This is a genomic window from Roseivivax sediminis, from assembly GCF_900112685.1.
In the GTDB taxonomy this organism is placed as follows: domain Bacteria; phylum Pseudomonadota; class Alphaproteobacteria; order Rhodobacterales; family Rhodobacteraceae; genus Roseivivax; species Roseivivax sediminis.
Window position 1 is genome coordinate 110,543 of record NZ_FOMS01000006.1, and the last position, 22,275, is coordinate 132,817.

Below are 22,275 nucleotides of genomic sequence, written 5' to 3' on the forward strand. Positions count from 1 at the left end.
CACTTCCCATGCAGAATGTTTTCCCGGGCGCGGCGGCGCAGGCCGCGCCGCTTCCGTCCGTTCCCGCCTTCGACTCTTCAGTCGCCATCCTAGCGGCGGCCCGCCAGCTCCTCCCCCAGTTCGAGCGCGGCCAGCGCATCGACGCTGCCACGTTGCGCACCGCGATGGAAACCGCCTTCGGCGCTTCAGACGCTTCCGGCGCCTGGGACTGGAAGACCGCCTATGACGCCTGTGAGGCGGCGACCGTCCTGTTCCTGCGCAAATACGGAAAGGCGCTTTTCCGCAAAGCCGCGTCTCCGTCAGCACGGCTTTCCGCCATCACCAGAATCGCCGGTCTCCTGCCGACGCATACGCGCCGCTCCGAGGAGAGCCAGGCGCTCCAGCAGTTTTCGACGCCGAGCCCGCTCGGCCTCGCCGCCGTCACCGCCGCCGGCATCACGGCGGGCGACATCGTGCTGGAGCCTTCGGCCGGTACCGGCCTGCTCGCGGTCCTCGCCGAAATCTCCGGCGGTGCGCTCCTCCTCAACGAGCTGGCCGGGACCCGCGCCGACCTGCTCGCCTCCCTCTTTCCGGCCGTTGACGTCACCCGCTTCGACGCCGCCCAGATCGACGATCATCTGGATCGTGCGGCGATCCCGAGCGTGGTGCTGATGAACCCGCCATTCTCGGCAATGGCGAACGTGTCGGGCCGGGTGACCGATGCCTGCTACCGCCACGTCGCCTCGGCGCTGGCCCGCCTTGCTCCCGGCGGACGGCTTGTCACCATCACCGGGGCCAATTTCGCACCAGACGCACCGGACTGGCGGGAGGCGTTCGTCCGCCTGGCTGAGCGCGGCCGTGTCGTCTTCACCGCCGCTATCGACGGCTCGGTCTATGCCCGGCACGGCACGACGTTCCCGACGCGGCTCACCGTCATCGACAAAGTGCCCGCCGGCGATCCGGCCGTGTTTCCCGCATCGCCCGGCGCCGCGCCCGATGTCGCCACCCTGCTCGGCTGGATCGAGGCGCAGGTGCCGCCGCGCCTGCCCGTCTCATTGCCAATGGTTACCACCGCCCGTTCGAGCGCTGCACCGAAAACCGTTCGCGGTTACCTCGCGCGCCAGGCCGCTGCGCGTCCCGCCACATCCGTCGCCGCCGATCCCGAGGGCGTCGAACTTGCCTATGAGACCGTGGACTGGACCCCGCCGGACGGTGCGCGTCTGACCGACGCCATCTATGAGGCATATGGATTGCAGTCGATCCGCATTCCCGGCGCTCAGGCGCATCCAACCAGACTGGTGCAGTCGGCCGCGATGGCGAGTGTCGCGCCGCCCAAGCCGAGCTATCGCCCATTGCTGACGTCCAACATCCATTCGGTGCTGTCCGATGCCCAGCTCGAGACGGTGATCTATGCCGGCGAGGCGCATTCCGACTATCTCGCAGGAACGTGGACGGTCGATGAGACCTTCGATTTCGTCCAGGCCGCTCCCGCCGACGCCACCAATGTCGTCCGCTTCCGGCGCGGCTTCATGCTCGGTGACGGCACCGGCGCCGGCAAGGGCCGCCAGTCGGCCGGGATCATCCTCGACAACTGGTTGCACGGCCGGCGCAAGGCGGTCTGGATCTCCAAGTCCGACAAGCTGATCGAGGATGCGCAGCGCGACTGGTCCGCGCTCGGCATGGAACGCCTGCTGGTGACGCCGCTCTCACGCTTCCCGCAGGGCAAGCCCATCACGCTAACCGAAGGCATCCTTTTTACGACCTATGCCACGCTGCGCTCCGACGACCGTGGCGAGAAGGTTTCGCGGGTAAAGCAGATCGTCGAATGGTTGGGTCCAGAATTTGATGGAGCGATCATTTTCGACGAGAGCCATGCCATGCAGAACGCCGGCGGCAGCAAGAGCGAGCGCGGCGACGTCGCCCCTTCCCAGCAGGGGCGCGCCGGCCTGCGCCTGCAACATGCGCTTCCCGATGCCCGCGTGGTCTATGTCTCGGCGACCGGCGCCACCAATGTCCACAATCTCGCCTATGCCCAGCGGCTCGGGCTCTGGGGCGGCGAGGATTTCCCCTTCGCCACGCGTGCCGAGTTCATCGAAGCCATTGAAGATGGCGGCGTCGCGGCGATGGAGGTTCTCGCGCGCGACCTGCGTTCGCTCGGCCTCTATACCGCGCGGTCGCTCTCCTATGACGGCGTGGAATATGAGCTGGTCGAGCACCGGCTCACCGAAGAGCAGCGCCGGATATATGACGCCTATGCCGGGGCCTTCCAGATCATCCACAACAACCTCGACGCGGCGATGCAGGCCGCCAACATCACCGGCAGCGAGGGAACGCTCAACCGGCAGGCCAAGTCCGCCGCGCGCTCGGCCTTCGAGAGCACCAAGCAGCGCTTCTTCGGCCATCTTCTGACCTCCATGAAAACGCCGACCCTGATCCGCTCGATCGAGCGCGATCTTAAGGAAGGCCACGCCGCCGTCATTCAGATCGTCTCGACGGGAGAGGCGCTGATGGAACGCCGCCTCGCCGAAATCCCCACCGAGGAGTGGAACGACATCTGCGTGGACGTGACGCCGCGCGAATATGTCGGCTCCTATCTGCAGCATTCCTTCCCGACCCAGCTCTACGAGCCCTTCACCGACAGTGAAGGCAATCTGTCATCGCGCCCGGTCTATCGGGACGGTCAGCCGGTCGAAAGCCGCGAGGCCGTCGCCCGCCGCGACGAACTGATCGAGCATCTGGGATCCTTGCCGCCGGTTCCCGGCGCGCTCGACCAGATCGTGCAGCGGTTCGGCACCGATCTGGTGGCCGAGGTGACGGGCCGTTCGCGCCGCATCGTGCGCAAGTCGGGTGCCGACGCCACCGGCGGCCGCCTCACTGTCGAGAACCGCGCGCCGTCCGCCAATCTCGCGGAAACCGCCGCCTTCATGGATGACCACAAGCGCATCCTCGTGTTCTCGGACGCGGGCGGCACCGGCCGCAGCTACCATGCCGATCTTTCCGCCAGGAACCAGCGGCTGCGCGTCCATTATCTGCTCGAACCGGGGTGGAAAGCCGATACCGCCATTCAGGGGCTGGGCCGCACCAACCGGACCAATCAGAAGCAGCCGCCATTGTTCCGGCCGATCGCCACGGATGTGAAGGCCGAGAAGCGCTTCCTCTCGACCATCGCCCGGCGGCTCGACACGCTCGGCGCGATCACGCGCGGCCAGCGCCAGACCGGCGGTCAGGGCCTGTTCCGCCCCGAGGACAATCTGGAAAGCCCTTATGCCCGCGATGCCCTGCGCCAGCTCTATCTGTTGATCGTGCCCGGCAAGATCGAGGGATGCTCGCTCGAACGCTTCGAGAGCGCCACCGGCCTCAAGCTGATGGATGCCAACGGCATCAAGGACGATCTGCCGCCGATCACCACCTTCCTCAACCGCTTGCTGGCGCTGACGATCGAGCTTCAGGGCATCCTGTTCACCGCCTTCGAGCAATTGCTCGACGCCAGGGTCCAGGGCGCGATCGCAAGCGGTGTCTATGATGTTGGCCTCGAAACGTTGATGGCCGAGAGCTTCGTCGTCACTGACCGGCAGCTGATCTACACCCATCCGGCGACGGGCGCGGAAACCCAGCTCCTCACCATCTCCGAGAAACGGCGCAACTGGCCCCTGAGACTGGCCGATGCGCTGGCGCATGCCGATTCCGATATCGGCAAGCTGCTGGTGAACGGCAAATCCGGCCGCGCCGCCGTCCAACTTCCGGCGCCGTCGCTGATGCTTGATGATGGCGAGATCGAGCGCCGCGTCCGCCTCGTCCGGCCGATGGAGCATCTTCACGCTTCCCTCAAGACGATGGCCGGCAGCCATTGGCGGGAAGCCGACCGCGAGACCTTCGCGGCGGCCTGGACCCGTGAACTCGACGATGTGCCGGAATACGAGAACAGCACGCTCCATATCGTCGCCGGACTGCTCCTGCCCGTGTGGAAGCGCCTGCCCAATGAATCCACGCGGGTCTATCGGCTCCAGACCGATGACGGCGAGCGCATCATCGGCCGCCGTGTCTCACCGGCCTGGGCGGCGAGCGCCGCATCAACTGGCACCAGCAGCCTCGCCCCTGAGGACGCCTATGCCGCTCTGATCGACGGGCGGACCATTCTCGACCTGGCCGAGGGTCTTCAGCTTCGCCGCGCCCGCGTCATGGGCGCGAACCGGATCGAGCTGACCGGCTTCACCGACACCATGCGGGATCGCCTGCGCGCCTATGGGCTGTTCACCGAGATCATCTCGTGGAAGCTCCGCTTCTTCGTTCCGGTGGATGCGAGTGGCCCGACGGTTCTCGGCAGGTTGCTCGACACCTATCCGCTCGCGCGGATTTCCGAGCGGGAGGCAGCGTAATGGCCCGTCCCGACGCCTCCGATCTGGCACACCGCCTCGGCCGGCAGGCTGAGGTAGTGTGCCGCCATTATCTCTCCAACGGTCGCCGCCAGGGCAATTACTGGCAGGTTGGCGATGTCCGCAACGCGCCCGGCCGCTCGATGTTCGTGCGGCTCAGGGACTCGCCCAAGGGACAGGCCGGCAAATGGACCGATGCCGCCACCGGCGAGCATGGCGATCTGCTGGACATCATCCGCGAGAGTTGCGATTTGCTCGACTTCGCTGATGTGGTCGCGGAAGCCCGGCGCTTTCTCAGCCTGCCGCATCCAGAACCAGAGCCCGTGTCGAGGAAATCGGCCAACACGCCCGCGCCATCGGGCTCGGCCGAAGCGGCGCGGCGGCTGTTTGCCATGTCGCAGCCGATCGCGGGGACGCTCGTGGAGACGTATTTGCGCAAACGCGGCTTTACGGCTTTGCACGGAACCGGAAGCCTGCGTTTCCATCCGCGCTGCTATTATCGGCCCGACGAGCACAGTCCGACCGAGACCTGGCCAGCGATGATCGCCGCCGTCACCGATCTCGATGGCAGGATCACCGGCGCGCACCGCACCTGGCTTGCCCCGGACGGTGCCGGCAAGGCGCCGATCGATATACAGCGCAAGGCGATGGGTGATCTGCTCGGTCACGCCGTCCGCATCGGTGTGCCGGGGACCGTCATGGCCGCCGGCGAGGGCATCGAAACCATGCTGTCGCTCCGGCAGGTTCTGCCCGACCTCGCCGTCGCGCCTGCATTGTCCGCCGCCCATCTCGCCGCCATCCTGTTCCCGCCAGAGCTTCGCAGGCTCTATATCGTCAAGGACAACGACCCGGCAGGCGACGGCGCACGGGACAGCCTGATCGACCGGGCGGGCGCGGCCGGGATCGAGGCAATCGTGCTCTCGCCGGAAATGGGCGATCTCAACGAGGATCTCCGGCATCTCGGCCTGGATGCACTGAGAGCCGGACTGCGCCCGCAGCTTGCACCCGAGGACGTCGCCCGCTTCATGTCGCGTGCGGCATAGCCGGAAGGGGATACAAAGCGGTGCGATGCCGCCATGCCCGCCCGGATGCGCCAGCCGCAGGATGAGAACCGCGCCTCGGCCTTCGAGAGGGCGATCGGCCCACAAACGGGCCGGGCCGGCAATGGCGAAGACCGGCTATTTTCCGGCGCGCTCCGAGGGGAGCGCTTTCCATCGCGAAACAAAATAGTCGGCCGTCGCCATCCTCCGCTGTCGCTTCGGCCCTCACGCTCTCGCTCCGGGTGCAGGCCCGTCCCGCCCGTGGGCTTCGTCGCCATGAAGGCCGCGAGGGTCGCAGCCCTACCGATGGAGCATCCCATGAGCGAGCATGACGAGTTCGAACCGCACCACAGCGCATCCCCAACCGACCACATCCTTACCGAGTTGCAGCTCTACGGCTGGCGTCCCGCCGAAGGCGAACCCGATCCGCGACCGGCCCCCGAAGATCGTATCATCGAAGGCGCCGTCGCCGACATCTTCGACGCGCTCATCGCCACCATGGCCGATACCTGCCTCGATTTCGACCTCGACGAACTGCTCTGGTCGAGCGTCAACATGTTCCACCGCGCCGTCGAGCGGGTCGAAAGGAAGCTCGACGACAATGAGCAGGCGCAGAAGCGCCTCCAGCGCGAACAGGACGGATCCGAGGTCAAATCGGTGCAGCTCGAGCGCCTGATCGAGAGCGGGCAATCCCTGATCGAGCGGCGCGACAGCCTGGAAGTCTTTCGCGAGAGCGCCGCCGGCCGTTACCTGCGCGCCACCGGATCACCCTGGTCGCCGCGAACCGGATCGCGCGTCAACCATCGCCACCTCACGGCCGCGATGATCGACAGCCGGGATTTTTTGGCCGCCAGGCACTGGGCCGAGACAGAGGTCATGCTACCCACAGGCCCCAAGGTGGCGATCACCGGGGGACTGGACTTCAATGATCATCACCTCATCTGGGCAAAGCTCGACCAGGTTCACGCCAAGCATCCGGACATGGTGCTGTTGCATGGCGGCTCGCCCAAAGGCGCCGAGAAGATCGCCGCCCGCTGGGCCGACACGCGCAAGGTGCCGCAGGTCGCCTTCAAGCCCGACTGGACCAAACACGTCAAGGCCGCACCCTTCAAGCGCAACGATGCCATGCTCGCCGTCCTGCCGATCGGGGTTATCGTCTTCCCCGGTACCGGGATACAGGAAAATCTCGCCGACAAGGCCCGCAAGATGGGCATCCCGGTCTGGCGATTCGGCGGCGCGTGAGCGCCGTCGCCGTCTTGCGTGGAATCAGCGACCCTTGGGTGGTTTCCTGCCTGTCCGCTTTTCGGCGACCTAGTGATGTAAGCTGACTTCAGGTAGCCGAGACAATCGACGGCTGCGCCATCAGTTCGGCCGCTGCCGCCATGATGACAGTGGCGGTCCTTCTTTTGACGTGTGAGCTACCTATCGCGAAATCAGCTGCGCTGCCGGCTCGACGCGAGACGCTCCGCAAGACGCTGTTTCGACGTACGGTCCTCGTCCGGATCGTAGTCCTCGTCTTCCTCTGCGAACTCGGGCCACAGCATCACCAGCGCATATTCCATCTGCTGGTGTAGGACCTGCTCGTACAGGACTGGGAGTTTTTTCCCCCAGTCCGATTCCAGCCAGTGGCCCGCTTGGCCCTCGACGAGGTCGGACAGCGGCATGCCCGACTGCCTTGTGTGCCAGTAGACAGAGGAGCGCGGGACCGGTTGCCCCTCAAGCGCGCCAAGGCGTGGAAACGTGGGCGGCCGGTAGACCCTCAAGACCTTGCTATCGTGCACGACGGCAACGGCGACGCCCGCACCGTGGTACTGTGCGTAGGCGCGGGCGGCAGCATCCTTGCTGACGTCAAAATCCTCGTGAAGCGCGAGCACATGCGCCAGATCAGGATCGCGCTTGCGCTCAAGATAGGGGCGCAGCAGGGGCGGCGGCATCAACATCAGCGCCGCGAACTTGTTCGCTTCGACCTCCATGCGGGCATAGGTGTCCTGTTCCGCCGCCGACCACATGCGCATGTCGTCGCGCGAACATAGGAAGACATCGCCCTTTACGGGCTTGTGGCTCGGAATCAAAAAATGCCCAAGCTCATGTGCGATCGTGAAGCGCCGCCGTCCGCCGCGCGCTTTCTTGTTGACGAGTATACTGCCGGCCGCACGGTGTTCGAGCATCAGGAGGCTACCCTCAAATCCCTTCGTCTCCAGCTCGCCGATTTCCATAATGTCGAGCGCCTGGGCCAGCTCTTCGATGGGTATGGGGTAGGTCAGGCCCGGTTCGGCCTTCAGAATCTTGGTGACCAGACCCTCGGGCGATCCGGTGCCGTCGAGATCGAGCCGAGTCACCTGCATGTCAACTATCTTTGCTCTTCAACCGCTCGATCATCGAGTTGATGACGTCGAGATCGCGGTCGGACAGGTTCTTAAGTTCGCGGTACATGCCCAGCACCCGCGAGCCCTCTTCTTCGGCGTCCGGGTTCTCGCCGACGAGGTCGACGATAGCGACATCAAGCTTGTTGGCGAGCTTAATCAGAAGGTCCATCGACGGGTTCTTGCTGCGCCCCGTTTCAAGGTCCCAGATGTGCGCCTTCGATACCCCGGCAGAATCGGCAAGCTCCTGTAGGGACAGCTTTTTCCTCATCCGGAACGCCTTGATCCGGTCCGCCAGCGCCATCCGTCACCTCTAACCTTTTGAATCTCATGGCGAACACGTCGCCATACGATTTTGTACCAGAACAGTTTGACTCTGGTCAATATACAACTTAATCTGTATGAAAGCGTTGGGAAGGCCCCGGCGCGCCAGCATAGGGACCCCCGCCCATGAACCAGCATCTGAACCCCTTCCGGCAGACCGATGCCCTCGACGAAGTGCTGCTCGACGTCGCGGCGCTGATCGAACTGAGCCCCCGCGACCGTCGCGTCGCGGATAACCGCTACCGGCTTCTCAAGCAGCATCTGGAGCGCAAGGGCAGTCCCCTCGCGCCCTACCTCGTGGACGGCGTCAGCCTGATCTACGCGCAGGGCTCGATCGCCACCAGCACGACGATCGTCAGCGGCACCGAGGACGACCGTTTCGACGTAGACGCCATCGTCGAGATCGACGTGCCGGCGCATTGGGACAACGACCGGGCGCTCGATCTTCTTGAGGAGTCGTTGCAGGGCTTTCCCGGCGTCGTGAAGATCGTGCGCTGCACGCGCTGCGTCCAGCTTCAGTTCGCCTTCATGCACATGGACGTAACCATCATGGACCGCAGCGCCCGCCTCGCGGTCGAGCGGGCGGGGGAGATTTTCCACTCCCCCGACAAGGGGGAATCGTCCCGCGTCCCATCCAATCCGTGGGGCTTCACGTCGTGGTTCCGCCGCACGGTCGGCATCGGGCAGGAGGCGTTCAAGGAAATCCTGCGCCGCCACCGCGGCGCGGCGGGACGGGACCGGCTGCCGCTTCTCAACGAGAATGAACGGCTCGTCGTCGCCAAGGCCGACCAGGTCGATCTGCCGCCGATGATCCCGAGCGCGATCGACGCGCAGGAGGCCGTCGCGCTCAAGCTCATGAAGCGTTTCCTCAACCTGCGCTATGAGGGTCTGCCGGTGAAGCGGGCGCCCTCGATCTACCTGACCAAGCGGGCCGGGGATGTCGGTTACGTCCCCCAGGCCCTTACGGCTCAGCTTTTCGCGCTCGCCGATTCGACGGCGAAGATCATGCGGAACCACATCGCGTCCGGCACGCGCCCTCGCGAACTCAATCCCTCCTACCCTCCCGACCGCATCAACGACCGCTGGCCGGCCGAGGGCGCGGCGGGCGTCAAGGACATGAAGATGTTCGCCGAGCAGCTTGAATATCTCTGCGCCCGGCTTGAGCAGATGGCGATCGCCCCGCTCGACGACATGGCCAAAGCCATTGACGAACTGTTCGGCGAGCGCGTCGGCAAGGCGCAGCGTGAGGCGATGACCGCCCGCTACGACCGCCGCCAGGAGCCGGGCCTGCTGTTCGCCGCGCCGCGCAGCGGCGCCATTGCCGCTCCGGCTATCGTGACCGCGCCGCAGACCTACCGTGAGGTCCCGCGCCACAACTTCCATCCCCTGATCCTCGGTGGCGGGGATGAAGGCTGAGCCCGCGCCCCGGCGCTCTTCCGACGCGCAGCTGGCGGCAATGCGCCGCCAGTGGCCGGATTTTGACGGGCGGCGCCTCGGCGACGGCACGCTGATCTGGCGGGGGCCGCTGCGGCCCAAGGCGCAGCTCTATACGACCTTCATCTATTGGCATCCCGTCACGATGTCCCTGCCTTACGTCATCGTGGACGATCCGCCGCTGCGGCCGCGCGCCGGCGCCACGTTCGCGGAGATTCCGCACCTGATCTTTTATGCCGAGAAGCCCGAACAGTCGGGCCTGTGCCTGTTCGATCCGGAAGGGCGCGAGTGGTCGCCCGCCGACCTGGTCGCCGACACTACGGTGCTGTGGACCGCCGAGTGGCTGACCTACTATGAGCTGTGGCACCTGACCGGCACATGGCTCGCGCCGGGCGTGGGTTATGAGAGCGTCGCGCGCATGATGCGGGCCGACGCGGAAGCCGTGAAGGCGGTGCTGGCCGATGTTCACTGACCGCCGCGCGAGCAGCCGGGCAACGCGCCGGGGCAAGCAGCCCTGGCCCGCGGACAGGCCGTTCAGGATTCTCGCGCTCGACGGCGGCGGCATCAAGGGCGTCTATACCGCCGAACTGATGCGCCTGTGCGAGGCGCATTTCGGCAAGCCGGCGGCATCGGTCTTCGACATGATCGCCGGCACCTCGACGGGGGGCATCATCGCCCTCGGCCTGGGACTCGGCAAACCCGCCGCCGAAATCTCCGCCTTCTACCGCGACGACGGGCGGCTCATCTTTCCGCCGCTGCCGCAACACAGGTTGATGCGGTGGTGGAAGCTCTGGTGTGCGCTGCACGGCCCGAAGCTGAAGCACGAGGAACTGGAACGCGCCTTGCAGCGGCGTTTCGAGGATCATCTTCTCGGCGAGTCGACCTGCCGGCTTGTCATCCCCGCCTTCATGATGCCGAAGACCGAGATCGCCGTCTTCAAGACAGATCATCACGAGGATTTCCGCAACGACCACGCCACGCCGATGTGGAAAGTGGCGCGGGCGACGTCGGCCGCGCCGAGCTATCTCAAGGGGCTTGAGCACGAGGAAAGCGGCCGTATCTTCATCGACGGCGGCGTGTGGGCGAACAACCCGGCCATGGTCGCGCTGGTGGACGCGCTGACTGCCTACGACATTACCCCGGACCAGGTGGAGGTTCTCAGCATCGGCACCGGCAACGCGCCGTTCTCCCTCAGCAGGGACAAGGTTTTGAGCGGCCTCGTCGCCTGGCGCGAAGCCATCAAGGCCGCGATGTTCCTGACCACCGACAACGCCACCGCGCAGGTCAAGCTGCTGCTCGGTCCCGAACGCTGCCTGCGGATCGAACCGGCGGGCGATGACGCGGCCGTCGAGATGGACGACTATGACGGGGCGTTTGCGCGCCTGCCGGCGCTGGCGGCGGCGGATTTTGCCGTCCACGAGCCGTCCATCGCGCCGTTCTTCGCGCAGGCGGCCCCGCCGCGCGAGCGGCACTATACTAGCACGCCGGGCAGGGACTGAACGGGGCCTGTAGCGGTGGATCGACCTCGCATCCGTCGCGGCTGCAACTTTATCTGCTCCAAGCCAGTGACGAGTTTCCTTTGGTCGACATGCGGACATCGCGATCGAAAGTCGGATGTCCGCTTTCGAGCTGGTCACCAAGAGCGGACAGGCAGCTCCGGCCTCGTCTTGTCGCATTCGCTCACTGCTCGAGCGGCGGCTATCGGCAAACCGCAAGGTCTTTGAGCGTCCAAGATGGTGTCGAAAGCTGCTGCAGTTCACCATAGGCCGGTCACAGTGCCAAAACTGGGGCGTGGCAATCCGCGCATTGCTCAATGACATCGACCTGGCTCCCCAGCAGAGCACACCCCCGCTTCCTATGCGCTGATCCTTGGTCCGGCCGACGGCCTGACGCCATCAACCCGTGGAGGGTCCGCTACGCAAGCGTGCGGCCTTGAGGCTTCGCCTCCGCGGTGATCGCGGCCTTCCGCCGGACACATCGGGCGCCTGTCGCGCGGGGGATGGTCCCCCGCCTCCAGGACAGGAGCCGGAACGATGTCCCTCGATCAAGCCCACGCTTTCGCCTTCAGCCTCGCCGCCACCCTGATGACCGTGATCGTCATCTTCCGCGCTGGTGACGGCACCGTCTCGGCCATGCCCGCCACCGAATATGACGGCGACGACGATGCCATCCTTGGCGAAATCGACCCCTTCGCCTCCTGAGCGGAGGCGACCCGCTTTGCGGACGCGGATCGACGATTTCCGCTCCCGGATTGAGCTGGTTCCGGCTATGCTGACGATTGCGCCGCGGTGGTGGTGGATGGCGCGACCGTCAGACCTAATCTCACGGAGACCACCACCATGATCGTACTGGGAATCCTCGGATCGTTTGCAGTCATAGGCCTGCTGTGCTGGCTGCTCTTCACCCTCGCAGTATTCGCGCTGCCATTCTTCGTTGGCGTGAATGTCGGCATCTGGACGCATCAGGCTGGTACCGGGATATTCGCAGCTTTTCTAATCGGCGCTTTCACCGCCGGCGCCACCTTCGGCGTCGGTCAGTTCCTGCTCGCCGTGCTCCGCCCGATGTGGTTGAGGCTCCCTGTTGCGCTCGCCTTCGCCGCTCCGGCCGCTCTCGCTGGTTTTTACGCCACGCGCGGCATCTTAGAGCACACCATGCCGTCGGAAACCTGGCAATTCGTCTTCTCCATCATCGGCGCGGCCGCGGTCGGCATCATAGCATTCGTGCGCGTGTCGGCATTGGCTACGCCCGAAGCCTCCGGACAGGGCATCGCGACGGCCTGAGCCGGCCGGTGATGTACGGGCGGACCGGGGCAGCCAGGCGCCATTTTCGTTATCGTGCTGAACGGTGATGGTGCGGCGATCGGCCTGCGGCATGCGAGGCACAGAACATCCTCCTCTCGCGATGCCTGAATCCAGTGAACGCTAATCCCGGCAACCCGGCAAAGGCGTTGAAGGCGGATCGTGCGCCGGCGTTCCGGGAATGCGGTGAGCTTGCCTGTCGTGATGGGAGCCCGAGCGCGGAACTGCATGGCCGGATTCCGGCGGTTGCGGCGGGTCGCCACGTTCTCCATGTGATCGCAGCCGGATCGAGCGCACCGGAGCGGCCTCTCCAATGGGCTGATCTGGCCGAAGGACGGCTGACGCCTCGATCGCCTATGGCGCAACAGCGTCGTCATAACTTTCTTCCCCTGCCGGACCCCCACCCCATGCGACAGGTCGCATGGGACCCCGAGGGCGCCGCCATTCCGCGCGGGACAAGAAAGTTCCTCCTTTGCTGTCGAGCCCCTTCGGGGTGCGCCGTCGATCGCCTTCGGCCTCCCGATCGCCATCGAGGCCGCATGGCGCGGGCTCGAAGCTTCAGATCAAGGAGAACTGACAATGGCGACCATCGGCACCTTCAAGAAGACCGGCAACAACGAGTTCACCGGCGAAATCGTCACCCTCAGCGTCCAGGCCAAGGGCGTCCGCATCGTCCCCGAGACCCGGGCCACCGGCGAGAACGCCCCCAGCCACCGCGTCTTCGTCGGCCGCGCAGAGATCGGCGCCGCCTGGGCCAAGCAGTCCAATGAGGGCCGCGATTATCTGGGCCTCAAGCTCGACGATCCGAGCTTCACCGCCCCGATTTACGCCAACCTCTTCGACGACGAGGACGGCGAGGGTTACAGCCTCATCTGGTCCCGCCCGACCCGCCGCAACGGCGAGTAAGGCGCGAGCGCGACGCCCCGCCCGGAATTTCTGGGCGGGGCCTATCGCATGAGAACGACCGAAGCAGCCGGATGCGTTTCATCCGCGACCGTCATCGAAACTGACTGTGCAGGCTGGCCTCGTCGGTCAAGAACGGCGATTACGGATAGGTATCCAGCTCAACCTACACCGTCTGAAGACACGCTTGAGTCAGGAACGGCGGAGCCGCTTTATCCGGTCCATCAGTTGCTGCGGGTGATAGGGATGGTCCAGCGGGCCTTCTTTACACAGATCGTCCGCTGCGGCTGAAGTTCGCTCCGCCGAGCGGGTGACGATGACCTTGATCCCCGGTCTGCGTTCCCTCGCCTGCGCCGACAGCTGAAATCCGCTGGCGTCTCGCAACTCAACATCTGTAACGAGCACTTGGACGTCGTGCGAGCCCAGCACTTCAATAGCCTCCGCTGCGTTCGTGGCCTCAATCACTCGGTAGCCACAGCCGCGCAAATACTTCGACACTGTGGCCCGCAGAAGAGGATCGGTCTCCACCAGCAGAATGGTCCCAAGTTCCGCCGATGGACTCATAGATCCTTGATCTCCACAAGCCTTCTTAGCGTGGTGGCAACATCTAGAACTGAACCGCCCCGGATTTGCCGGAGGCCGTTTCGTTTAAGTCACGCTGCCATGGCGGGTTCTTCCAGCATGGCGTAGTAGCGTTCCTCGGCTTCGGCCGGCGGGATGTTGCCGATGGGCTCCAGCAGCCGGCGATTGTTGAACCAGTCGACCCAGGTCAGCGTGGCGAACTCGACGGCCTCGAAGGAGCGCCATGGTCCGCGTCGATGGATCACCTCGGCCTTGTAGAGGCCGTTGATCGTTTCGGCGAGCGCATTGTCATAGGAATCTCCCACGCTGCCGACAGAGGGCTCGATGCCCGCTTCGGCCAGGCGCTCGGTGTAGCGGATACTGACATATTGAGACCCCCTGTCGGAATGGTGCACCAGGCCGCCGCGATGGATAGGCCGCCGTTCGTGCAGGGCCTGTTCGAGAGCATCGAGGACGAAGCTCGCATGGGCGGTCCTGCTCACCCGCCAGCCGACGATGCGGCGAGCATAGGCATCGATGACGAAGGCCACATAGACGAAGCCCGACCAGGTGCTGACATAGGTGAAGTCCGAGAGCCAGAGCATGTTCGGGGCCGGGGCATGGAAGACCCGGTTCACATGATCGCGTGGACATGGCGCGGCCTTGTCCTGCACCGTGGTGCGGATGGGTTTGCCGCGAATGACCCCGTAAAGGCCGAGGTCGGCCATCAGCCGCTCGACCGTGCAACGCGCGATGGCGAAGCCTTCGCGCAGCATCTGCCGCCAGACCTTCCGTGCGCCATACACCTCGAAGTTCTCGGCGAAGACACGCTCGATCTCCGGCTTCAGCGCCAGGTCCCGCTTCGCCCGCGCAGACAGCTTCTCGGGATCGGCCCGCTTGGCGACATGGTCGCGGTAGGTCGACGGGGCGATCGGCAGCACCTTGCAGATCGGCTCGACCCCATGCGCCTCGCGGTGATCGTCGATGAACGCGATCATCGTTTGAATGGGCGGTCGAGCTCCGCCTGGGCAAAATAAGCGGAAGCCTTGCGCAGGATCTCATTGGCCTGCCGAAGCTCGCGGTTCTCCCGCTCAAGTGCCTTCATCTTCTCGGCCATCTCGGTCGGGACCCCAGCTCGCTTGCCGGCGTCGACCTCGGCCTTCTTCACCCAATCCAGCAGGGTGTGCGTCGAGCAGCCGATCTTGGCGGCTATCGACTGGCAGGCCGTCCAGCGGGAGGAATGATCAGCCTCATGATCCAACACCAACCGCACCGCACGCTCGCGCACTTCAGGGGAAAACTTGTTCGTCGTTTTGCTCGTCATGGCTCCATCCTATTTGGAAGTTGGAGCCTCCTGTCTTTGCAGAATCCGCTATCTAGGATGGTGCGGGCGGCATCCCGCGAGCCTCCGGGGCCATCAACGAAGCCCGTTTGCCGGCAAGGGAGCCGCCCGTTTCTTCGCATTCATCCTGAACAGTTGATTGGGGCTGTTGGCGCAGACCCCGCAGAACAGGAACAGGAGACATGATGGACCAGATCTACATCGGCGTCGATGTCGCCAAGGCGTGGCTCGACATCTACCATCCAGCCCGGGGAGCCAAGCGGATAGAGAACACACCGCTCAGTGTCCGCAGCTTCGCCCGGAAGGCCGCGCGCGAGGGTGTCTGGGTGATCTTCGAGGCCAGCGGCGGCTATGACCGGGTGCTCCGCGATGGGCTTGAGGCTGCCCAGGCCAGCTTCAGCCGCGTCAATCCTCGTCAGGCACGCGATTTTGCGCGAGCCATGGGAGTGATCGGTAAGACCGACCGTGTCGACGCACGTATGCTCGCGACTTTTGGTCAGAGGTTACAGCCACCGCAAACCCCGCCCGGCTCACCGACGCGGCAGGCGCTTCTCGCCCAGATAACCCGGCGCCGTCAGTTGGTTGAGATGCGAAAGCAGGAGGTGACCAGACTTCAGCAGACGACAGACTGCGATTCCCGGTCGGACATCAAAAGCTTGATCCAGCTCCTTGAGCGGCGGATCGAGAAGGTTGAGACAAGGATCGCGGAGATCATTCGCTCCTCGCCCGAACTGGCCGAAACCGATCGCCAGCTGAAGTCGGTGCCCGGTGTGGGCATGATCGTCGCTGCCACTCTCATGGCCGAGTTGCCGGAGATCGGATCGACTGATCGCCGAAAGATCGCGGCTCTCGCCGGCCTTGCGCCGATCGCCCGGGATAGCGGCCAGCGCAACGGAAGACGAGTCATCGGTGGCGGAAGGGCAACCGTCAGGACCGTCCTCTATCTCGCCGCCCTGCATGCGTCCCGTCACTCGGCGACGTTCAGGGCGTTCCGGCAAAAGCTACAGGACGCAGGAAAACCGGTGAAAGCCGCTTTGACCGCGACGGCCAGGAAGCTGCTCAGCGTGCTCAACAGCATGGTCGCGGACGGCAGCTACTTCCGGGAAGTTCAGCCAATCTGAATACAGTTGCCGGCAAATCCGGGGCGGTTCAGAACCGGTTTCGCGAGGAAGGCGTAGAAATGGACCGGTTCATCTTCAGTCGGCACGTGTTGGCCCGACATTACGACGACTTTGATCTCCGGCCTGCTCTGGGCAACAATCCGGGCTAGATCCAGTCCAGACAAGTCTCCCGGCATGTGAACGTCCGTCAGAACGAGATCGAACGAGGCGGCCTCCAGCGTCACTAAAGCATCCTCCGCTGTCCCAGCCTCGACCACATGCCAACCGTCCGCCCTCAGGGCGTCGGCAACGTCCATCCGGATGAGAACTTCATCTTCTACGAGGAGAACGCTTAGGTGCGGAGCGCTGGTCGATTCAACCTTAGTCCTGTTTTGTGGCGTCACTTGCGTATACCCCCAAGCGCGTTAGTGTCCGACTAAACGAGCGCTCCATTTTGCCTTACTTGAGCGAACGCGCACTGCCCCACATGGGTTCCGCGCAAATGGAACGCTGCGAGGATGATTATTGGCCGTAGTTCACAAAGCCCGGCCAAATACTGGTTGTGAGAATGCTGATTCCTGATTTCGCCACCTTCAGCGGCAGCGGCCTGACGATCTCGTGCCGGGCCGCGGCTGGATGCAAGGGGTTCTCCGCGAGGGGGATGGTGGGTCCGCACAAAGACTTGGCCGCGTCGAATCCTACCAACGCGATGCCGCGTGATAGACGGTTCCGCCGGCTCCTCTAAACCGATCCTGGGGCGGCCTTGTGCCGACCCCGAAGAGGAGCATGGTCCTCGCGGGCGCGGGCGTGCCGATTAGTCTTCGCCGTCCGGTTTGACGAGCTCAACGTGGCTGACGTCCAAAGCTTGGGCCAGCTCGAAGAGGGTGATCACGGTCGGATTACGCCGCCCGCGCTCGAGACTGCTGAGATACTGTTGACTGAACCCGGACCGCGCTTCGACTTCCTCCTGGGTCAGGCCCTTCTCCCGACGCAGGCGGGCGAAGTTTCGGCCGACCAATTTGCGCATGTCCATGCGCAGAAGGATCGCGATTTACATACTTTAAGTTTATCAACTATAGTATGTAATCTGACAGACTGAGGAAGGTGGGACCGTGCATGAGGCATGGTCCGAATATAGAAGTTGGCATGCGCGTTGATCCGATATTCGCGGGCCGCACGCGCGTTGCCGAGGTTGGACGCAGGAGAGGCACGCTGACAAGGCCGGGCATCGCTGACCGCGCGAATCCGAGGGCGGCCCCGAGGCGCGGATCAACACGCGATCAGGCCCGCAGGACCGTCGAGGGCAACGGTGTCATCTTCCTGAATTCCGACCAGGGTATAGTAGTGTTGCTGGTCGATGACAAACACCGCCGGTCCCATCCTTCGCGTAGCCGCCCGGCGGCGACACCGATCGCTGACAGGACAACTGCAATCGCGGCGTGGTTAACAATTGCCTCCAACATGGATAAGAATGTCTGGAAGGGGGCAGCGTGACGAAGCTCGATTTTCTCGATGAACCGCCGGACAGCGCGATGCTCACGGACTACGACCGTGCGCATATGAAGCTCTACCTGCGCCTGCTCGACGCCGCATCCGATGGCGCCGATTGGCGCGAGGCCGTCTCCGTTCTTTTCGGTCTCGATCCGGAACGCGAGCCTGAACGCGCTCGCCGGATCCATGACCGTCATCTCGCCCGCGCCCGCTGGATGACCACGCATGGCTATCGCTTGCTGGTCCGGGAAGGCCAACACCACTGACGCTTGGTGTTGCAACGGCTGCAACACCCATTGCGTGCGCGCCGGCTTCCGCCCTTCGCGTCTTCCGGCGAACGTTTCCGCTTCGATACGCACCAGAACACGAGGCTGGAGGGCTGGATGTCTCCCGACGCGACCCGGTGGCGATCGCCATCGACCTATGACTATCTGGACCATCTGACGGCGCCGGATGTCGGCTGGGAATGGCTGCGGCGCAACGAGGACTATCAGCGAGACTTCGACGCCCTTCAAAAGGCAACGCCCCAGACACCGGATCTGATCGATCGAGCAAGCGCGCGTTGGGGCCTGCGATTTCGCCGTCGCACCAAACCTCAACGCCACTGAGACACCCGTCTTCTGGCTTCCCGAGGACGACACGAGCGCGGTCGTTCTCGCGCCTGCGCCGCCAGTGCTGTCGAGGGACTCCGCTCCGGCGGATGCCCTGGCTTCCGAGCACCCGCGCGTTGGGCTGGAAGTAAGCCACATCCTGCATCCGCTGGGCAACGGCCAGCACCTCCATCTCGTGCTCGCCGAAGGCGTCTCCGCGGACACGCCGGTTGCGGCCCTGGTGCCGCTGGGAAGCGAAGGGTTCGATCGCGTCGAGGCGATCACGCGCCTGCTCGCTGTTCTTCACGGCCGGACCGTGCCACCGGACACGCGGCTGACACGGCAGCAGCGGGCACGTGCGCGGCGTATGTTGCAGGCTTTCGACGGTCGTCGCGCCGGCGCCACCCAGCAGGAAATCGCTGAAGTCATCTTCAACACAGGCAAGCTGACCCGCGACGAATGGCAGGCGGCTTCCGAGCGCCATGCCGTCATGAACCTGCTCAAAGGTGCTCGGGAAATGATCGCGGGCGGGTATCGAAAACTGCTTCGTCATCGCCGCCGATCATAGTTCGCGCCGGCCGTTCCACCGGTGTGGAATTTTAGGTCCCCCCAACTTCCCACTGCAACTCGCCGATCCGCCTTCGCCATCGTTGCCTTCGTCAACCGCTGAGCACCAGCGGCCTCAACGAACCCCACGGAGGCCCGATCCATGCGTCCCGATCTCGCCGTACTCCCGCCACGCTATCTGCGCACCAAGGAAGCCGCAGATTTCTTGAGCCTTTCTGCCCGCACCCTCGAAAAGCACCGCACCTACGGAACCGGCCCCGCCTATCGCAAGCTCGGTGGGCGCGTCGTCTATTCGGTGGACGACCTGCGCGCTTGGGCCGACAGCGGCGCCGTCACCTCCACCTCTGATCCACGCGGCAGCGTATTGCCGGCCAAGCGGCACGATTTCGCGCCGTCGGCCGGTGCTGGCCGGCACGGCCGCTGAGGCTGCAATGCCGCATCGTAGCAGCACCACGTCCAGCGAGCGCAGCCACCTCGATCCTTTTGTGGTCGCAACCGGTGACGCATCGCCCCGCGATCAGCGTGATCTCATGGAACGGCCGTTCTTCTCGCTGGCGAAGCGACCGCGCACCAAACCGATTTCTTACCGGGCCGCCGATGTCGAAGTGCAGGTGTTCGCCATGCCCGAGCACGGCATGGCGACGATATGGGATGCCGATGTGCTGATCTGGGCCGCCTCGCAGATCGTCGCGGCCGAGAACAACGGCTTCGCCACGTCGCGCTTCTTCCGCTTCATGCCCTATCAGCTCCTGCGCGCCATCGGGCGGGCCACCGGCAATCGTGACTATCTTCTGCTCAAGGCCGCCCTTGCGCGCCTGCAATCGACCGTTATCGCCACGACGATCCGCAACGGCCGGCGTTGGCGGCGACGGCAATTCTCATGGATCAACGAATGGGAAGAGATGGCGACGCGCGCCGGCCGTGTCGAGGGCATGGAGTTCGTCCTGCCCGAATGGTTCTACAACAGCGTCGTCGACCGCTCGCTGGTGCTCACCATCGACCCGGCCTATTTCCGGCTGACGGGCGGCATCGAGCGATGGCTTTATCGCGTCGCCCGCAAGCACGCCGGACGCCAGCCCGAAGGCTGGGCGTTCGAGTTTTCCCACCTCCATCAGAAGTCCGGCAGCCTGGCGCGACCGTCCGACTTCGCGCTTGATCTGCGCCGGCTGACAGCCCGCCAGTCATTGCCCGGCTATCGGCTCCAGATCGAATGGGAGGACGGGCGGGAACTGCTGCGTTTTCTGCCCGAAAACCTGTCCACAGTGCCTGTGGAAACGCCTGTGAATCCTATCGGGACATTAGGCGCACACAGTATCGGGACATTAGGCGCAAATCGCGCGCCGGACTCTATAGAAGAATCTAACAGAGAATCTAACTCTTCTTCTTTGACGCGCGCGCACGCGATCCGTGGTGCCGGTGCCACCCGGCGAGGTGCGCCATGATCGTCGCGTTCCTCAACCAGAAAGGCGGCGTCGGCAAGACCACGCTGGCGCTGCATCTCGCCGGTCAATGGGCCGCAAGGGGAAAGCGGGTCACGCTGATCGATGCCGATCCGCAAGGCTCGGCTCTGGACTGGTCGGAGCGCCGCAGCCATGAGGGCTTGCCGCGCGCCTTCGGCGTCGTCGGTCTGGCCCGCGACACATTGCACCGCGAGGCCCCGGAGCTGGCCCGCGACGCCGATCATGTTGTCATCGACGGGCCGCCGCGTGTCGCCGGCCTCATGCGCTCCGCGCTGCTCGCCGCCGACCTGGTGCTGATCCCGGTGCAGCCATCGCCGTTCGACGGCTGGGCCTCGGCCGAGATGCTGTCGCTTCTGAACGAAGCCCGCATCTACCGGCCCGAGCTGGCCGCACGCTTCATTCTCAACCGTTGCGGCGCGCGCACCGTCATCGCCCGCGAGACGGCCGAAACATTGGCCGAACACGACCCGCCGGTACTCGCTGCCACCATTGGCCAGCGCGTCGTCTTCGCCGACGCCCCACAGTCCGGCCGGCTTGTCAGCGAAATCGACGGCGACAGCCCGGCCGCGCGCGAGATCGCAACACTGACCGCCGAGATCGACCGCCTGTCGCTCCGGAAGGCCGCGCCATGAGCAAACCCACCCGCACACCCGGTTTTGCATCCCGGCCGGGCGATCCCGAAAGCTGGATCAGGGCGACCGAGGCACCGCCGAACGGCAAGTCCGCCGGCGAAGCGTTCACCGCGCGCCTGACCATCGACATCACGCCCGAGCTGCGCGGGCGCATCAAGGTCGCGGCTTTCCGGCGCGGGATCACCGTCGCCGACATGCTGCGCGACCTGCTCGCCCGTGAATTTCCATCCAGCGAGGGAGATCCGACATGACCGGCAAGCCGGCCCACCGCATGCACGGCCGTCCGCTGCCGGACGGGCCTCAACCCTTCACCACCTTGGTCGAGCTGACCTTCCAGAAACAGAAGGTCGAGCACTGGATCAGGTTCGGCCGCAAGAGCTACGAGAAGATCCTCGACCGCCGCCGCAGCATCGTCGGCTTCGCGCCGGACAGCGTCTTCGCCTTCGTCCGCTGGGCGGCCGGCGAACATGGCACAATCATCTCGCGCATCGACATCGTGCGCGCGGTTCGTCGCGGCGAGCCGTTCCAGACGCTGCCCTTCGTCCGCCCCGGTGGCGACATCCTGCTGCGTCTCGACAGTTGGACAAAGGTGCAGCGCGCGCTTGCCGCCATCGACGCCGTGGAAGCGCTCGGCCTCGATCCGGCCGACGCCGCGCCGGATCACTGGCGGCACGTCCACAACCGGCTGAGCGCCGGCCTGGAACCGCACGTCTATACGCCCGAGCGACACGCCGCCTGGCTGCATCGCCGGAGGATCGACCCATGACGCGCCGCCGCACCCTCATGGTGACGGCGCTGGCGGTCATCGGCATCGCCGCCGCCAGCACCGTCGAGACGCCCACCAAACTGATCTGGAATTCGACGGCGAGCGCGCCGGTCGGCTTCTACACCGTCGAGCCGGCAGACCGGATCGAGGTGCCCGAACTGGTCGCCGTGATACCGCCCGAACCGCTTGCCCACTTCATGGTCGAGCGTGGCTATGTCGGACGCGGCGTGCCGCTCCTCAAACGCGTCCTCGGCCTTCCCGGGCAGCGCGTTTGTCGCACCGGCCGTGCGATCACGGTGGACGGGATCGAGATGGGCGAAGCGCTGGAGCGCGACAGCCTGGGCCGCGAACTTCCTGTCTGGCAGGGCTGCGGCACCGTCCATGAGGGCGAACTCTTCCTCATGAATTGGCAGGTCCGCGACAGCCTCGACGGCCGCTATTTCGGACCTATCCCCGCAAATTCCGTCATCGGCCGGGCGCGACCGCTCTGGACCGATGAGGAAGCCGATGGCCGCTTCGTTTGGCGCGCGCCGACGCACTGACCCCGCACAT

General features: G+C 64.9%; 25 protein-coding genes and 1 other annotated feature. Of the genes, 19 read left to right on the top strand and 6 right to left on the bottom strand.

Translation table 11 applies throughout. From position 1 onward, the window contains the following. The first annotated feature begins 8 nt into the window (after nt 1–8). The 3 genes from F3H57_RS10860 to F3H57_RS10870 all read left to right on the top strand — a co-directional run bounded on the left by F3H57_RS10860 (nt 9) and on the right by F3H57_RS10870 (nt 6,634). On the top strand, nt 9–4,355 hold the full coding sequence (locus F3H57_RS10860; protein ID WP_149755940.1) for a strawberry notch family protein: 4,347 nt from the start codon (nt 9–11) through the stop codon (nt 4,353–4,355). Beyond that, the gene (locus tag F3H57_RS10865) at nt 4,355–5,395 is read left to right on the top strand and encodes a DUF7146 domain-containing protein (RefSeq protein WP_149755941.1); all 1,041 of its coding nucleotides are present in this window, start codon (nt 4,355–4,357) and stop codon (nt 5,393–5,395) included. Before F3H57_RS10860 ends, F3H57_RS10865 begins: the two co-directional genes overlap by 1 nt. A gap of 315 nt (nt 5,396–5,710) precedes the next feature. Beyond that, the gene (locus F3H57_RS10870; RefSeq protein ID WP_149755942.1) at nt 5,711–6,634 is read left to right on the top strand and encodes a DUF2493 domain-containing protein; all 924 of its coding nucleotides are present in this window, start codon (nt 5,711–5,713) and stop codon (nt 6,632–6,634) included. A 191-nt stretch (nt 6,635–6,825) separates the two neighbouring features. Here the strand turns inward: F3H57_RS10870 and F3H57_RS10875 are convergent, their stop codons facing one another. Continuing rightward, nucleotides 6,826–7,737, bottom strand: coding sequence for an ImmA/IrrE family metallo-endopeptidase (locus F3H57_RS10875; RefSeq protein ID WP_149755943.1), 912 nt, complete (start codon nt 7,735–7,737; stop codon nt 6,826–6,828). 1 nt (nt 7,738) lies between these two features. Beyond that, entirely contained in the window at nt 7,739–8,059 is a 321-nt protein-coding gene (locus F3H57_RS10880; protein WP_149755944.1) for a helix-turn-helix domain-containing protein, read from the bottom strand. A gap of 146 nt (nt 8,060–8,205) precedes the next feature. Between F3H57_RS10880 and F3H57_RS10885 the strand changes: the two genes are divergently transcribed. From F3H57_RS10885 to F3H57_RS10910, 6 genes are all read left to right on the top strand, one after another. Then, nucleotides 8,206–9,495 carry a nucleotidyltransferase domain-containing protein gene (locus tag F3H57_RS10885; RefSeq protein WP_149755945.1) on the top strand — a complete coding sequence of 430 codons (1,290 nt, stop codon included), beginning with the start codon at nt 8,206–8,208 and terminating at the stop codon, nt 9,493–9,495. Then, entirely contained in the window at nt 9,485–9,985 is a 501-nt protein-coding gene (locus F3H57_RS10890) for a hypothetical protein (protein ID WP_149755946.1), read from the top strand. Before F3H57_RS10885 ends, F3H57_RS10890 begins: the two co-directional genes overlap by 11 nt. Next, nucleotides 9,975–11,012 carry a CBASS cGAMP-activated phospholipase gene (locus tag F3H57_RS10895; protein WP_149755947.1) on the top strand — a complete coding sequence of 346 codons (1,038 nt, stop codon included), beginning with the start codon at nt 9,975–9,977 and terminating at the stop codon, nt 11,010–11,012. Before F3H57_RS10890 ends, F3H57_RS10895 begins: the two co-directional genes overlap by 11 nt. 534 nt (nt 11,013–11,546) lie before the next feature. Beyond that, nucleotides 11,547–11,714 carry a hypothetical protein gene (locus F3H57_RS22215; RefSeq protein WP_164481547.1) on the top strand — a complete coding sequence of 56 codons (168 nt, stop codon included), beginning with the start codon at nt 11,547–11,549 and terminating at the stop codon, nt 11,712–11,714. A gap of 138 nt (nt 11,715–11,852) precedes the next feature. Next, the gene (locus F3H57_RS10900; protein WP_149755948.1) at nt 11,853–12,293 is read left to right on the top strand and encodes a hypothetical protein; all 441 of its coding nucleotides are present in this window, start codon (nt 11,853–11,855) and stop codon (nt 12,291–12,293) included. Nucleotides 12,294–12,890: 597 nt separating this feature from the next. Then, entirely contained in the window at nt 12,891–13,217 is a 327-nt protein-coding gene (locus tag F3H57_RS10910) for a DUF736 domain-containing protein (protein ID WP_149755949.1), read from the top strand. Nucleotides 13,218–13,406: 189 nt separating this feature from the next. Here F3H57_RS10910 and F3H57_RS10915 read toward each other — a convergent pair whose 3' ends face one another. Both F3H57_RS10915 and F3H57_RS10920 read right to left on the bottom strand, forming a co-directional pair. Then, entirely contained in the window at nt 13,407–13,778 is a 372-nt protein-coding gene (locus F3H57_RS10915; RefSeq protein ID WP_149755950.1) for a response regulator, read from the bottom strand. A gap of 89 nt (nt 13,779–13,867) precedes the next feature. After that, nucleotides 13,868–15,099 (bottom strand): IS3 family transposase gene (locus F3H57_RS10920; RefSeq protein ID WP_149755951.1). Its coding sequence is split into 2 segments (ribosomal slippage): nt 13,868–14,808 and nt 14,808–15,099, totalling 1,233 coding nucleotides; the frame shifts between segments, so codons are not numbered across the junction. Next, nucleotides 14,699–14,815, bottom strand: a sequence feature (AL1L pseudoknot). Its footprint overlaps the gene before it by 117 nt. Nucleotides 15,100–15,299: 200 nt before the next feature. On the opposite strand from F3H57_RS10920, the gene F3H57_RS10925 reads away from it, so the two are divergent. Further along, nucleotides 15,300–16,238 (top strand): IS110 family RNA-guided transposase, encoded by a 939-nt coding sequence (locus F3H57_RS10925; protein ID WP_149755952.1) that lies wholly within the window; start codon nt 15,300–15,302, stop codon nt 16,236–16,238. Here the strand turns inward: F3H57_RS10925 and F3H57_RS10930 are convergent. Both F3H57_RS10930 and F3H57_RS10935 read right to left on the bottom strand, forming a co-directional pair. Beyond that, nucleotides 16,226–16,621 carry a response regulator gene (locus tag F3H57_RS10930; protein ID WP_223163048.1) on the bottom strand — a complete coding sequence of 132 codons (396 nt, stop codon included), beginning with the start codon at nt 16,619–16,621 and terminating at the stop codon, nt 16,226–16,228. The two genes, F3H57_RS10925 and F3H57_RS10930, sit on opposite strands and share 13 nt — an antisense overlap. A gap of 410 nt (nt 16,622–17,031) precedes the next feature. Then, the gene (locus F3H57_RS10935; protein ID WP_149755954.1) at nt 17,032–17,250 is read right to left on the bottom strand and encodes a helix-turn-helix domain-containing protein; all 219 of its coding nucleotides are present in this window, start codon (nt 17,248–17,250) and stop codon (nt 17,032–17,034) included. 457 nt (nt 17,251–17,707) lie between these two features. On the opposite strand from F3H57_RS10935, the gene F3H57_RS10940 reads away from it, so the two are divergent. From F3H57_RS10940 to traF, 9 genes are all read left to right on the top strand, one after another. Then, the gene (locus F3H57_RS10940) at nt 17,708–17,974 is read left to right on the top strand and encodes a DNA -binding domain-containing protein (RefSeq protein ID WP_394349827.1); all 267 of its coding nucleotides are present in this window, start codon (nt 17,708–17,710) and stop codon (nt 17,972–17,974) included. A 117-nt stretch (nt 17,975–18,091) separates the two neighbouring features. Continuing rightward, a complete protein-coding gene (locus tag F3H57_RS10945; protein ID WP_149756116.1) occupies nt 18,092–18,316 on the top strand; it encodes a transcriptional regulator domain-containing protein in 225 nt (74 codons plus the stop codon). A 64-nt stretch (nt 18,317–18,380) separates the two neighbouring features. Next, a complete protein-coding gene (locus F3H57_RS10950) occupies nt 18,381–18,866 on the top strand; it encodes a DUF2285 domain-containing protein (RefSeq protein ID WP_223163049.1) in 486 nt (161 codons plus the stop codon). 141 nt (nt 18,867–19,007) lie between these two features. Beyond that, nucleotides 19,008–19,289, top strand: coding sequence for a helix-turn-helix transcriptional regulator (locus tag F3H57_RS10955; RefSeq protein ID WP_149755955.1), 282 nt, complete (start codon nt 19,008–19,010; stop codon nt 19,287–19,289). Nucleotides 19,290–19,296: 7 nt separating this feature from the next. Continuing rightward, the gene (locus F3H57_RS10960; RefSeq protein ID WP_149755956.1) at nt 19,297–20,307 is read left to right on the top strand and encodes a replication initiator protein A; all 1,011 of its coding nucleotides are present in this window, start codon (nt 19,297–19,299) and stop codon (nt 20,305–20,307) included. Then, the gene (gene parA, locus F3H57_RS10965; protein WP_149755957.1) at nt 20,304–20,957 is read left to right on the top strand and encodes a ParA family partition ATPase; all 654 of its coding nucleotides are present in this window, start codon (nt 20,304–20,306) and stop codon (nt 20,955–20,957) included. The genes F3H57_RS10960 and parA overlap by 4 nt, the downstream gene beginning before the upstream one ends. Further along, a complete protein-coding gene (locus F3H57_RS10970) occupies nt 20,954–21,208 on the top strand; it encodes a hypothetical protein (RefSeq protein ID WP_149755958.1) in 255 nt (84 codons plus the stop codon). Before parA ends, F3H57_RS10970 begins: the two co-directional genes overlap by 4 nt. Beyond that, complete coding sequence (locus F3H57_RS10975) at nt 21,205–21,723, top strand: DUF2840 domain-containing protein (RefSeq protein ID WP_149755959.1); 519 nt, start codon at nt 21,205–21,207, stop codon at nt 21,721–21,723. The genes F3H57_RS10970 and F3H57_RS10975 overlap by 4 nt, the downstream gene beginning before the upstream one ends. Continuing rightward, entirely contained in the window at nt 21,720–22,265 is a 546-nt protein-coding gene (gene traF, locus F3H57_RS10980) for a conjugative transfer signal peptidase TraF (RefSeq protein ID WP_149755960.1), read from the top strand. The genes F3H57_RS10975 and traF overlap by 4 nt, the downstream gene beginning before the upstream one ends. Nucleotides 22,266–22,275 lie beyond the last annotated feature (10 nt).